This window comes from Pseudomonas sp. TE3899 (assembly GCF_056279105.1).
In genome coordinates, this window is record NZ_JBWBQR010000001.1 from 170,533 (window position 1) to 183,450 (window position 12,918).

The 12,918-nt window shown below is 62.1% G+C and carries 11 protein-coding genes and 1 pseudogene; 9 read left to right on the forward strand and 3 right to left on the reverse strand.

Features of this window, described 5'->3' with window-relative positions; translation table 11 throughout:
• Window positions 1-195: 195 nt before the first annotated feature.
• On the reverse strand, window positions 196-2,175 hold the full coding sequence (gene mnmC / locus ACZ89E_RS00850) for a bifunctional tRNA (5-methylaminomethyl-2-thiouridine)(34)-methyltransferase MnmC2/FAD-dependent 5-carboxymethylaminomethyl-2-thiouridine(34) oxidoreductase MnmC1 (RefSeq protein WP_476254648.1): 1,980 nt from the start codon (window positions 2,173-2,175) through the stop codon (window positions 196-198).
• Between the two features lie 346 nt (window positions 2,176-2,521).
• Between mnmC and pap the strand changes: the two genes are divergently transcribed.
• Both pap and ACZ89E_RS00860 read left to right on the forward strand, forming a co-directional pair.
• Window positions 2,522-4,036, forward strand: a complete 1,515-nt coding sequence (gene pap, locus ACZ89E_RS00855; protein ID WP_476254649.1) for a polyphosphate:AMP phosphotransferase — start codon at window positions 2,522-2,524, stop codon at window positions 4,034-4,036.
• Between the two features lie 102 nt (window positions 4,037-4,138).
• Window positions 4,139-5,323: a thiolase family protein gene (locus ACZ89E_RS00860; RefSeq protein WP_476254650.1), complete on the forward strand. Its 1,185-nt coding sequence runs from the start codon at window positions 4,139-4,141 to the stop codon at window positions 5,321-5,323.
• A 115-nt stretch (window positions 5,324-5,438) separates the two neighbouring features.
• On the opposite strand, the gene ACZ89E_RS00865 is transcribed toward ACZ89E_RS00860, so the two are convergent.
• Window positions 5,439-5,633, reverse strand: coding sequence for a DUF6316 family protein (locus tag ACZ89E_RS00865; RefSeq protein WP_149660043.1), 195 nt, complete (start codon window positions 5,631-5,633; stop codon window positions 5,439-5,441).
• 210 nt (window positions 5,634-5,843) lie between these two features.
• On the opposite strand from ACZ89E_RS00865, the gene ACZ89E_RS00870 reads away from it, so the two are divergent.
• The gene (locus tag ACZ89E_RS00870; protein WP_149660044.1) at window positions 5,844-6,803 is read left to right on the forward strand and encodes a DMT family transporter; all 960 of its coding nucleotides are present in this window, start codon (window positions 5,844-5,846) and stop codon (window positions 6,801-6,803) included.
• A 123-nt stretch (window positions 6,804-6,926) separates the two neighbouring features.
• Here the strand turns inward: ACZ89E_RS00870 and ACZ89E_RS00875 are convergent, their stop codons facing one another.
• Entirely contained in the window at window positions 6,927-8,321 is a 1,395-nt protein-coding gene (locus ACZ89E_RS00875; RefSeq protein ID WP_149660045.1) for a class II fumarate hydratase, read from the reverse strand.
• Window positions 8,322-8,513: 192 nt separating this feature from the next.
• Here ACZ89E_RS00875 and ACZ89E_RS00880 point away from each other — a divergent pair, with 192 nt between their 5' ends.
• From ACZ89E_RS00880 to ACZ89E_RS00905, 6 genes and pseudogenes are all read left to right on the forward strand, one after another.
• A complete protein-coding gene (locus ACZ89E_RS00880) occupies window positions 8,514-9,041 on the forward strand; it encodes a DUF2059 domain-containing protein (protein WP_149660046.1) in 528 nt (175 codons plus the stop codon).
• A 12-nt stretch (window positions 9,042-9,053) separates the two neighbouring features.
• Window positions 9,054-9,350, forward strand: a complete 297-nt coding sequence (locus ACZ89E_RS00885; RefSeq protein WP_090186621.1) for a BolA family protein — start codon at window positions 9,054-9,056, stop codon at window positions 9,348-9,350.
• Between the two features lie 238 nt (window positions 9,351-9,588).
• Window positions 9,589-9,969 (forward strand): annotated as a pseudogene (locus ACZ89E_RS00890) (rhodanese domain-containing protein); the annotation flags it as partial.
• Window positions 9,970-10,033: 64 nt separating this feature from the next.
• Window positions 10,034-10,468: a rhodanese domain-containing protein gene (locus ACZ89E_RS00895; RefSeq protein ID WP_476257081.1), complete on the forward strand. Its 435-nt coding sequence runs from the start codon at window positions 10,034-10,036 to the stop codon at window positions 10,466-10,468.
• Between the two features lie 36 nt (window positions 10,469-10,504).
• Complete coding sequence (locus ACZ89E_RS00900; protein WP_178129175.1) at window positions 10,505-11,107, forward strand: DsbA family protein; 603 nt, start codon at window positions 10,505-10,507, stop codon at window positions 11,105-11,107.
• Window positions 11,100-12,917, forward strand: a complete 1,818-nt coding sequence (locus ACZ89E_RS00905; RefSeq protein ID WP_463258134.1) for an ABC transporter ATP-binding protein — start codon at window positions 11,100-11,102, stop codon at window positions 12,915-12,917. The genes ACZ89E_RS00900 and ACZ89E_RS00905 overlap by 8 nt, the downstream gene beginning before the upstream one ends.
• The last annotated feature ends 1 nt before the right edge of the window (window position 12,918 follow it).

Sequence of the window (12,918 nt, forward strand, 5' to 3'; positions counted from 1 at the left end):
CTGAAACTGACCCGGTGGGTTGGTGGGAGTTTTAGATCGATCGGTTATAAGTAGCGGGGGCGGGGTGTTGCGCCCGGCAGGCACAACAGCCGTGTCGCGGGTGGTTTTCCCCCGCGAGACTCAAGTGCTGGAGCGATTGACCGACGAGGCGATGGAAGGGGGCGATCTGGGTTTACAGGTCTTGTTGCGGTCTGCTCAACTGCCGCGAATCAACCGGCGCAAGGCAAAGCGATTCGGGTGACAGGCCTCGGCCACGCTGCGTGGCAACGGCAACGGTTCGTTGTCCAGCCACGCCGCCAGCAGCTCACCGGACAGCGGCGCGGTGATCAAGCCCCGTGAGCCGTGGCCGCTGTTGACGTACAAGCCGTCGAGCCAGGGGCAGGGTACGTCGGGCACTTGCCGGGCGTCCTTGCTCAGGGCGGCATAGGCCAGGTTAAACGCCTCGCCATCGGCGAGTGGTCCGACGATGGGCAGGTAATCGGGGCTGGTGCAACGGAACGCGGCGCGACCTTGCAACTGTTCGGCGTCGAGTTGATCGGCGTGCAGGCGGGTAACCAGATCGCTGGAGATTTCTTCCAGCAATTGCAGGTTGCCCAAGTGTTCGGCGGCGGTCGGCGTCAGGTCGTCGCTGGTGAAATCGAAGCTCGCGCCCAGGGTGTGTTCGCCCAGGCGTGCCGGCGCCACGTAACCTTCGGCGCAAACCACCGTGGCCAGACTCTGGCTCTCGGTGGTTTGTGCCAACCGGGTGATTTGCCCGCGAATGCGTTTGAGCGGCAGGTCGGCGCTTTGTGCGAAACGCTTGATCTCGGCGGCGCCGGCCAGCACCACCACCGGAGCACTGGCGAGCAGGGTGTCGCCGTCCCAGGCTTGCCACTGGTCATCGACCTTGCGCAACTCCAGCACATCGCGATGGGCCAGCAATTGCACATTGGGTTGCGAAGCCTGCCACTGGCACAGCGCCGGCGGATGCACCCAGCCACCCTCGGGGTAGAACAAGCCGCCATGGGCCAGCGCAATACCGGCCCGGGCCTCGGCGTGGGGCTGATCCAGCAGGTGCAGCAAGTCGGCAGGAAACGCCGCCGCCAGTTGCGCCTGACGCTCGCCTTCCTTGGCATTGAACGCCAGTTGCAGCACGCCGCAGCCATCCCAGTCGACGCCGCGCTGCAACTGTTCGAGCACCCGCCGGGTATGGCCGAAACCGCTGACAATCAGTTGCGATAACGCCGTGCCGTGGGCCGACAGTTTGAGGTACAGCACGCCTTGGGGATTGCCCGAAGCTTCCTGGGCGATATCGGCGTGACGTTCCAGCAACCGCACCTGCCAACCCCGCGCCGCGAGACTGGCGGCACTGGCGCAACCGGCCAGCCCGGCGCCGATCACCAGGGCGCGGCGTTCGCCGTTATGTGGCGCAGGGCGAGCGAACCAGGGCTTGGCAGGCGTCGGTGCCGGTGTCTCAGAAGGCCAACCGACAAAAGCACCGCGCAGGATTTCCCATTTATGGCCGATGCCCGGCGTGCGCTTCATCTTGAAGCCCGCTGCGTTGAGCAAACGCCGGACCCAACCGGTGCTGGTGAAGGTACTGATGGTGGAATCGGGAGCGGCCAGGCGCGCCAGTTCGGCGAACAGCTCGGCGGTCCACATGTCGGGGTTTTTCGCCGGGGCAAAACCGTCGAGAAACCACGCATCGATCTGCGCGTCCAGCTGCGGCAACTGTTCCAGCGCATCGCCGATCAGCAAGGTCAGGGTCACCCGGCCGTTATCCAGCACCAGCCGCTGAAAGCCTTGATGGATCGCCACGTACTGGGCCAGCAATTGATCGGCGAACGGCTTGAGTTCCGGCCACAACGCCAGCGCCCGTTGCAGGTCCGGGGCGGTCAACGGGTACTTTTCCACGCTGACAAAATGCAGGCGCGCACCGGCCACCGCTTGTTCTTCGAACAGTTGCCAGGCGCAGAGGAAATTCAACCCGGTGCCGAACCCGGTCTCGCCAATCACCAGGCGCCCGTCGGCGGGTAACGCGGCGAAGCGCTCCTTCAGGCGGTTTTGTTCGATGAACACATAGCGGGTTTCCTCCAGCCCGGACAGGTCGGAAAAATACACATCATCGAACACCCGCGAGTACGGGCGTCCCTGGTCGTCCCAGTCGAGCTGGGCGTTAGGCAATTCAGGGTTCATGGCAGGCTCGGCAACGGCAAGGCGGGCATTCTAGCTGATCAGGGCGTCGGTGCTTGATCCATGGCAGGTTCCAATGACTTTGCATCAGGGAGAATCTGGCGCTGGACTAATGTGGCGAGGGGGCTTGCCCCCGTTGGGTCGCGAAGCGGCCCTGAAATCAGGCAACTCGGTTTGTCAGGTAAACCGAGTTGCCTGATTTTACGACTGCTTCGCAGCCGAACGGGGGCAAGCCCCCTCGCCACAAGAGCCACAAATCACTTCTGCCAAAAAAACGGCCACACGGAATTTCTCTGATACCCATCAGGTCAATCCGCTAGTCTTGCTCAATCTAGGAACGGAGCCGCCCATGTTCGAATCTGCCGAAATCGGTCACGCCATCGACAAAGAAACCTACGACACCGAAGTGCCGATCCTGCGTGAAGCCTTGCTCGAAGCGCAGTTCGAACTTCAGCAGCAGCAACGCTTCCCGGTGATTATTTTGATCAACGGCATCGAAGGCGCCGGCAAGGGCGAGACGGTGAAGTTGCTCAACGAGTGGATGGACCCGCGCCTGATCGAGGTGCGCACCTTCGACCAGCAAACCGACGAAGAACTGGCGCGACCACCGGCCTGGCGCTACTGGCGGATGCTGCCGGCCAAGGGCCGCATGGGGATTTTCTTCGGCAACTGGTACAGCCAGATGTTGCAAGGGCGGGTCCATGGCTTGTTCAAGGACCCGGTGCTGGATCAGGCGATCAACCAGGCCGAGCGCATGGAGAAAATGCTCTGCGACGAAGGCGCGCTGATCTTCAAGTTCTGGTTCCACCTCTCCAAGAAACAGATGAAAGCGCGGCTCAAGGCCCTTGCCGACGATCCGTTGCACAGCTGGCGCATCAGTCCGCTGGACTGGCAGCAATCGAAAACCTACGACAAATTCGTCAAGTACGGCGAGCGCGTGTTGCGCCGAACCAGCCGCGATTACGCGCCGTGGCACGTGATTGAAGGCGTGGACCCGAATTACCGCAGTCTGGTGGTCGGCCAGATCCTGCTCGAAGGTCTGCAAAATGCCCTCAAGCGGCCCAAGATCCACCCCGACAAGGTCAACGCCGCGCCGTTGCCTACCCACATCGATCAAATCAACCTGCTCGACAGCCTCGACCTGACCCAGCGCCTGGACAAGGACGATTACGAAGAACAACTGATTACCGAGCAGGCGCGTTTCTCCGGGCTGATGCGCGACAAACGCATGCGCCAGCACGCCCTGGTGGCGGTGTTCGAAGGCAATGACGCGGCTGGCAAGGGCGGGGCGATCCGTCGGGTCGCGGCGGCCCTCGACCCACGCCAGTACAGCATCGTGCCGATTGCCGCGCCGACCGAAGAAGAGCGGGCGCAACCTTACCTGTGGCGGTTCTGGCGGCACCTCCCGGCCAAGGGCAAATTCACCGTGTTCGACCGCTCCTGGTACGGCCGGGTACTGGTGGAGCGCATCGAAGGGTTCTGCCCGCCGGCGGATTGGCTGCGGGCCTACAGCGAGATCAACGATTTCGAAGAGCAGATCGCCGAGTCGCACGTCATCGTCGTCAAGTTCTGGCTGGCCATCGACAAGCAGACCCAACTGGAGCGCTTCCAGGCCCGGGAAGAGATCCCCTTCAAGCGCTTCAAGATTACCGAGGACGACTGGCGCAATCGCGACAAGTGGGACGCTTACCGCGCGGCGGTCGGCGACATGGTCGATCGCACCAGCACCGAAATTTCGCCCTGGACCCTGGTGGAAGCCAACGACAAGCGCTGGGCGCGGATCAAGGTGTTGCGCACCATCAACCGGGCGCTGGAAGAGGCGTTTGAAAAAGCCGACAAGAAGGCCAGCAAGCACAAGAAGTGAAACGATGGTTGCGCATACGCGGGGTGAATGATTGTCGCGGTCGGTAATGGGGTGGACTTATGCTCGGTCCACTCTCAACCGACCACAACAATGAGGTATGCCATGCGTGAAGTGGTGATCGTCGACAGCGTACGGACCGGCCTGGCCAAGTCCTTTCGCGGCAAGTTCAACCAGACCCGTCCGGACGACATGGCGGCCCATTGCGTCAATGCGCTGCTCACGCGCAACGACATCGACCCGGCCAGTGTCGAAGACTGCATCGTCGGCGCCGGCTCCAACGAGGGCGCCCAGGGCTACAACATCGGACGCAACGTCGCGGTGCTCTCGCACCTGGGCATCGGCACCGCCGGCATGACCCTCAACCGTTTCTGTTCCTCGGGCCTGCAAGCCATCGCGATTGCCGCCAACCAGATTGCCTCGGGGTGCAGCGACATCATCGTCGCCGGTGGCGTCGAGTCCATCAGCCTGACCATGAAAAGCGTCAACACCGACAACCTGATCAACCCGCTGCTCAAAGAGCAGGTGCCGGGCATCTACTTCCCGATGGGCCAGACTGCCGAAATCGTCGCCCGCCGCTACAACGTCAGCCGCGAAGAACAGGATCTGTATGCGTTGCAGAGCCAGCAGCGCACGGCCCAGGCTCAGGCTGCCGGCCTGTTCGACGATGAAATCATGCCGATGGCGGTCAAGTACCGGGTCGAAGACAAGGCCACCGGCCAGGTGCAGATCCTCGACGGTATGGTTGATCGCGACGACTGCAACCGCCCGGACACCACCCTGCAAAGCCTGGCCGGCTTGAATCCGGTATTTGCCGAGGACGGTTCGGTGACGGCGGGTAACTCGTCGCAACTGTCCGATGGCGCGTCGATGACGCTGGTGATGAGCCTGGAAAAAGCCCTGGAGTTGGGCTTGAAGCCGAAAGCGTTCTTCCGTGGGTTCACTGTGGCCGGTTGCGCCCCGGATGAAATGGGCATCGGCCCTGTGTTCTCGGTGCCGAAGTTGCTCAAGGCCAAGGGCTTGCAGGTCGCTGATATCGACCTGTGGGAACTCAACGAAGCGTTCGCTTCCCAGTGCCTGTACAGCCGTAATCGACTGGAAATCGATAACGCGAAATACAACGTCAATGGCGGGTCGATTTCCATCGGCCACCCGTTCGGCATGACCGGGTCGCGGCAGGTCGGGCATCTCGTACGGGAACTGCAACGGCGCAACTTGCGTTATGGCGTGGTGACCATGTGCGTGGGGGGCGGGATGGGTGCTACGGGGTTGTTTGAGGCGGTGCGTTAACCTGGATTGAATGCTTTTGTGGCGAGGGAGCTTGCTCCCGTTGGAGTGCGCAGCAGTCCCCTATTTTGGGGGGGCGCTTCGCACCCCAACGGGGGCAAGCCCCCTCGCCACAGGGTTATCGGTCCTGACGCTGAATCTGCATCCGCTCGATGTACGCCTGTATCTCCCGCGCCGCCGCCTCGGGGTTATCAAACGGCCCTTCAAGGGTGTTTTCCCGGGTGCTGAAATACAACTCCCCATTCACACGACACATCCGGTCACTGCGAAAGTGCGTGGCGGGGGCGTTGTCCTGGGCGCGCATGCCGTACATGGCGATCTCCTGAGGGTAAGTCCTGTTTGCGGATCCAATGAGCTTAGGTGTGAAGTACTTGCAGTGCCCGGCGACCTGATCGACGGCACTGCGTCAATTTAGCGTTGCGACCTGCACAGTTTCATTCGCGGCCTGTGCGTAACTGTCCCTGTGTGCCGCCGGGTGCCGGGCCTAGAATGACGATTCTTGTCACTGGGCTTTGGGGTCGGCATGCATATTTCATCGGGTCGCTGGGTGTATGGACTGTTCCTGGCGCTGCTGACGGCGCTGCTGTGGGGCATTTTGCCGATCAAACTCAAACAGGTGCTGGAAGTGATGGACCCGGTGACAGTGACCTGGTTTCGCCTGTCGGTATCCGGCGGGTGCCTGTTCCTGTATCTGGCGGCGACCAAGCGCTTGCCGAGCCGCAAGGTGCTCGGACCCAAGGGCGGCTGGCTGGTGCTGATGGCGGTGCTCGGCCTGGTCGGCAACTACGTGTTGTACCTGATGGGCCTGAACCTGCTCAGCCCCGGCACCGCGCAACTGGTGGTGCAGATGGGCCCGATCATGTTGCTGATCGCCAGCCTGTTTGTGTTCAAGGAGCGATTCAGCGTGGGGCAGGGCATTGGCCTGCTGGTGCTGCTGATCGGTTTCGGGCTGTTTTTCAATCAGCGGCTCATGGAGCTGCTCACCTCCCTCACCGACTACACCGCTGGCGTCTTGATGGTGTTGGCGGCGTCCACGGTCTGGACGTTTTACGCCCTGGGCCAGAAGCAATTGCTGACGGTGTGGAACTCGTTGCAGGTGATGATGGTGATTTACCTGTTCTGCGCGCTGCTGCTGACGCCGTGGGTGCATCCACTGGAGGCGCTGAGCCTGAGCCCGCGGCAAGGCTGGCTGCTGCTGGCGTGTTGCATGAACACGCTGATCGCTTATGGCGCGTTTGCCGAAGCGCTGGCGCACTGGGAGGCTTCGCGGGTCAGTGCGACGCTGGCGATTACGCCGCTGGTGACGTTTGTGGCGGTGGCCGGGGCGGCGTGGGCGTGGCCGGAGTATGTGCATGCCGAGACGATTAATGGTCTGGGGTATGGCGGGGCGGTGTTGGTGGTGGTCGGGTCGGCGCTGGTGGCGTTGGGGCCTTCGTTGATGGCGGGGCTTCGGGCGCGGCGTCAGCGGATGGCCGTCAGTTAATTGATCGTTCCCACGCTCCGCGTGGGAACGCAGCCCGGGACGCTCCGCGCCCCTACTGAAGCGGACGCAGAGCGTCCGGTGAGGCACTCCCACGCGGAGCGTGGGAACGATCAGTTCAGGGGGTCAACCCTTGGCGCCCGCTTCCAGCATATTCTCCGGCCGTACCCAGGCATCGAATTGTTCATCGGTCAGATAACCCAATTGCAACGCCGCCTCGCGCAAGGTCAGTCCTTCGCTGTAGGCCTTCTTGGCGATCTCCGCCGACTTGTCATAACCGATGTGCGGGTTCAACGCAGTCACCAGCATCAAGCCCCGTTCCAGGTGTTCGGCCATTTTCTGCGCATCCGGCTCCAGCCCGGCAATGCAATGCTGCTGGAAGTTGCTGCACCCATCGGCCAGCAGCCGGATCGATTGCAGCAGGTTGTGGATGATCACCGGTTTGAACACGTTCAATTGCAGGTGGCCCTGACTCGCCGCAAAGCCGATGGACACGTCGTTGCCCAGCACCTGGCACGCCAGCATCGACAGGGCTTCGCATTGGGTCGGGTTGACCTTGCCGGGCATGATCGAACTGCCCGGCTCGTTGGCCGGCAGCTTCACTTCGGCGAAACCGGCCCGTGGCCCGGAGCCGAGCAGGCGCAGGTCGTTGGCGATTTTCATCAGGGTCACGGCCAGGGTTTTCAGCGCCCCGGACAGGGTGGTCAGCGGTTCATGGCCGGCGAGGGCGGCGAATTTGTTCGGCGCGGTGACAAACGGCAGGCCGGACAGCGCGGCCAGTTCGGCGGCAATCGCTTCGCCAAATCCATGGGGTGAGTTCAGCCCGGTGCCGACCGCCGTGCCGCCCTGGGCCAGTTCACAGACCTGGGGCAGGGCGCTGCGGATCGCCCGTTCGGCGTAATCCAGCTGCGCGATAAACGCCGACAACTCCTGGCCGAAGGTGATCGGTGTCGCATCCATCATGTGGGTGCGGCCGGTCTTGACCAGCTTCATGTGCCGCGCCGACAACTCGGCCAGGCCGCCCGACAATTCGCTGATCGCCGGCAGCAAGTTGTGCTGCACGGCTTGAACCGTGGCGATGTGCATGGCGGTGGGGAAGCAATCGTTGGAACTCTGGGAGCGGTTGACGTGATCGTTGGGGTGCACCGGCGACTTGCCGCCGCGGGCGTTGCCGGCCAGTTCGTTGGCGCGACCGGCGATCACTTCGTTGACGTTCATGTTGCTTTGGGTGCCGCTGCCGGTCTGCCAGACCACCAGCGGGAACTGGTCGTCATGGCTGCCGTCGAGCACTTCGTCGGCGGCTTGCTCGATCAGCCGGGCAATGTCCGCCGGCAGGTCGCCATTGCGGTCATTGACCCGGGCCGCGGCTTTCTTGATCAGCGCCAGGGCGTGCAGCACCGCCAGGGGCATGCGTTCCTGGCCGATGGCGAAGTTGATCAGCGAACGTTGGGTCTGTGCGCCCCAGTAGGCTTCATCCGGGACGTTCACTTCACCAAGGCTGTCGGTTTCGATACGGCTCATCGCTCACACTCCTGTAGGTCTGATTGCGCAGTTTAGGCCGTGATCGTCGGCCGTGGTTCCATCAGTCTGTTTTTTGACCATTCAACCCCTCTAATTCAGGCCCGACAAGGCTTGGGGTTGAGTGACACACTTTTTTAGGTGCAGAATGGTCGCCCTTGGGGTAACGACCTCGCCTGCTAGAAAGGAAACTCGATGACTCGTCTTCGTGCCATCTGTACCGCGGTTGCACTGGTTTGCGCCAGCGGCCCTGTTTTTGCCGATACCGCCAGCCACAATGCCAGTGCCGAAGCTTTCCTGACCCTGGCGCACGCTGACAAATTGGGCACTCCGGTGTACATGCAAGTGCAGCAAATGTTTGCCCAGCGCTTTGAACAGACCAAAGCCCCCGAATCGAAAAAAGCCCTGCTGGAAACTTACCAGGCCAAGGCCAACGCCGCTCTGGACCAGGCCATTGGCTGGAACAAGCTGAAACCTGACATGGTCAAGCTCTACACCACCAACTTCAGCGAATCCGAGCTCAAGGACCTGGTCGCGTTCTACCAGTCGCCACTGGGTAAAAAAGTCCTGGAAAAAATGCCGCAGCTGACTCAGCAATCGGCCCAGATGACCCAGGCCAAACTCGAAAGCGCGGTACCAGTGGTCAACAAACTGCTGGCTGACATGACTGCCGAGCTGGAGCCTAAAGGCGCCGCTGCTCCTGCCGTCAAGAAAAAGCCTTAAGCGGAGTCGGGTATGACCATGCAACAGCGCATCGAATCAACGCTGGGGCTGTTGCAGCCCGAGCACCTGCAAGTGCTGGATGAAAGCCACATGCACAGCCGTGGGTTGCAAACCCACTTCAAGGCGGTGGTCGTCAGCCAGCAGTTTGAGGGCCTCAATCGCGTCAAGCGTCACCAGAAGGTCTACGGCACTCTGGGCGAGCTGATGGGTGAGTTTCATGCGTTGGCGCTGCATACCTACACGCCAGAAGAATGGGCACAGATCGACGCGGCCCCGGCCTCACCGACCTGTGCGGGAGGAAAGCAGTAAAAAGCAGCTGCAAGCTTCGAGCTGCAAGATCAGGCGCGCGGCTTTAACTTGCCGCTTATAGCTTGCCGCTCGAAGCTGCTTTTTTTGATAGACTGCCCAACGCGCCGCTCACCCGGCGCGTTTTTTTTCGCATCCGGTTCACCCCTTACGAGGGTAGCCACCTGGAGAATCACCCATGACGCAACAGATTGTTGTGGCGGCACTGTATAAGTTCGTCACCCTGGAAAACTACGTCGAGATGCGCGAGCCATTGCTGCAAGCGATGGTCGACAACGGCATCAAGGGCACCCTGCTGATCGCCGAAGAAGGCATCAACGGCACCGTCTCCGGCAGCCGCGAAGGCATTGACGGGCTGATGGCCTGGCTCAAGAACGACCCGCGCATGGACGACATCGACCACAAAGAGTCGTACTGCGACGACCAGCCGTTCTACCGCACCAAGGTCAAGCTCAAGAAAGAAATCGTCACCCTCGGCGTCGAAGGCGTGGACCCGAACAAAACCGTCGGCACCTACGTCGAGCCACAGAACTGGAATGCGCTGATCAGCGACCCGCAAGTGCTGCTGATCGACACCCGCAACGACTACGAAGTCGCGATCGGCACCTTCGAAGGGCGCCATCGATCCGAAAACCACCAGTTTTCGCGAATTCCCCGACTACATCAAAGAGCACTTCGACCCGGCCGTGCACAAGAAAGTCGCGATGTTCTGCACCGGCGGCATTCGTTGCGAAAAGGCGTCGAGCTTCATGCTCAGCCAGGGCTTCGACGAGGTGTATCACCTCAAGGGCGGCATCCTGAAGTACCTCGAAGAGGTGCCGCAGGAAGAGACCAAGTGGCAGGGCGACTGCTTCGTCTTCGACAACCGCGTGACCGTGCGTCACGACTTGAGCGAAGGCGACTACGATCAATGTCATGCCTGTCGTACACCGATCAGCGTCGAAGACCGCACGTCCGAGCACTATGTGGCTGGCATCAGTTGCCCGCATTGCTGGGATACGCTGAGTGAGAAAACCCGTCGCAGCGCCATTGATCGGCAGAAGCAGATCGAATTGGCCAAGGCGCGCAACTTGCCGCACCCGATCGGTTACAACTACAAGCAAACCCCTGCCGAGGCTTGAATCATGTCTGCTCGCCTGCTCTATGTGATGGACCCGATGTGTTCCTGGTGCTGGGGCTTTGCGCCGGTGGCTGAAGCGCTGGTCGAGCAGGCACAGGCAGCGGGCGTGGAGTTGCATCTGGTGGTGGGCGGCTTGCGCACCGGCAGCGGCGCGGCCCTGGAGCCGACCACCCGGCGCTACATTCTTGAGCACTGGCAGGCGGTCACCGAGGCCACCGGCCAGCCGTTCAAACGCGAAGGCGCCTTGCCCGACGGCTTTGTCTACGACACCGAACCCGCTTGCCGGGCGCTGGTGACGGCGCGCAGCCTGGCGCCGGATTGCGCGTGGAAACTGCTCGGGCTGATCCAGCATGCGTTCTATGCCGAAGGTCGCGACGTCACCCACGCCAGCGTCCTGGTGGAACTGGCGGAGCAGGCCGGGGTACCACGCATCGAATTCGCCGCCGCGTTCGACCGCGCCGATCAACACGCCGCCACCGCCGCCGATTTCACCTGGGTCCAGGACCTGGGCATCGCCGGGTTCCCGACCTTGCTGGCCGAGCGCGACGGGCAACTGGCGCTGCTGACCAATGGCTATCAACCCTTGAGTGTCCTGTCACCGCTGCTCGGCCGCTGGCTGGAGCGCGCTGCCTGTGCATGATCTGCCCGATGATGCACCCGCAGCCCCGCGTGTCGATCGACTGAGCTGGGCGGAAATCCGCCGACTGGCCCTGCATCACAAAAAATCCCTGTGGATCGCCAACGGCGTGGCTGTGCTGGCGACCTTGTGCAGCGTGCCGATTCCGTTGCTGCTGCCGTTGCTGGTCGACGAAGTGCTGCTGGGCCACGGCGATTCCGCGCTGAAAATCATGAATCACGCACTGCCCGATGCCTGGCAGAAAGCCGCCGGCTACATCGGCCTGATGTTGCTGGTGACCTTCGTCCTGCGCTGTGGCGCGTTGCTGTTCAACGTGGTCCAGGCCAAGTTGTTCGCGGCGCTGGCCAAGGACATCGTCTATCGCATTCGCGTGCGCCTGATCGAACGGCTCAAGCGCATCTCCCTCGGCGAATACGAAAGCCTGGGCAGCGGCACGGTGACCACGCACCTGGTCACCGACCTCGACACCCTGGACAAATTCGTCGGTGAAACCCTCAGCCGTTTCCTCGTGGCCATGCTGACCCTGGTCGGCACTGCGAGCATTCTGGTGTGGATGCACTGGAAACTGGCGCTGCTGATCATGCTGTTCAATCCGTTGGTGATCTACGCCACGGTGCAGTTGGGCAAACGGGTCAAGCACCTGAAGAAACTGGAGAACGACAGCACCTCGCGCTTCACCCAGGCCCTGACCGAAACCCTGGATTCGATCCAGGAAGTACGCGCCGGCAACCGCCAGGGCTTCTTCCTCGGACGCCTCGGCCAACGGGCCCGGGAAGTGCGGGATTACGCGGTGAACTCGCAGTGGAAAACCGATGCCTCGAACCGGGCCAGTGGCTTGTTGTTCCAGTTCGGCATCGATATTTTCCGCGCGGCGGCGATGCTTACGGTGTTGTTCTCCGACCTGTCCATCGGCCAGATGCTCGCGGTGTTCAGCTACCTGTGGTTCATGATCGGTCCGGTGGAACAGCTGCTGAACCTGCAATACGCCTACTACGCCGCCGGTGGCGCGCTGTCGCGGATCAACGAGTTGCTGGCCCGGGCCGATGAGCCGCAATACCCCGGTGGCGTTGATCCGTTCCAGGGCCGCAACACCGTGGGTATCGAGGTGCAGGGCCTGAGTTTCAGCTACGGCGACGAGCTGGTGCTGGACCAGATGAACCTGTCCATCGCCCCCGGTGAAAAAGTCGCGATTGTCGGCGCCAGCGGTGGCGGCAAAAGTACCTTGGTGCAATTGCTGCTGGGCCTGTACACGCCGCTGGCCGGGACCATTCGTTTCGGCGGTGCGACGCAGCAGGAAATCGGCCTGGAAACGGTGCGGGAGAATGTCGCGGTGGTGCTGCAACATCCGGCGCTGTTCAACGACACCATCCGCGCCAACCTGACCATGGGTCGCGAGCGCAGCGACGAAGCGTGCTGGCAGGCCCTGGAAATCGCCCAGCTCGATGGCACCGTGCGCGGCTTGCCCCAAGGCCTGGACAGCGTGGTCGGGCGTTCCGGCGTGCGCCTGTCCGGCGGCCAGCGCCAACGCCTGGCCATTGCGCGGATGGTGCTGGCCCAGCCAAAAGTGGTAATCCTCGACGAAGCCACCTCGGCGCTGGACGCCGCCACCGAATACAACCTGCATGAAGCCCTGGCGCGGTTCCTCAGCGAACGCACCACGTTGATCATTGCCCATCGGTTGTCAGCGGTGAAACAGGCCGACCGCGTGCTGGTGTTCGATGGCGGGCGCATTGCCGAGGATGGCGACCATCAGCAACTGATTGCCGATGGCGGTTTGTACGCCAAGCTTTATGGGCATTTGCAGCAGTTGTAGG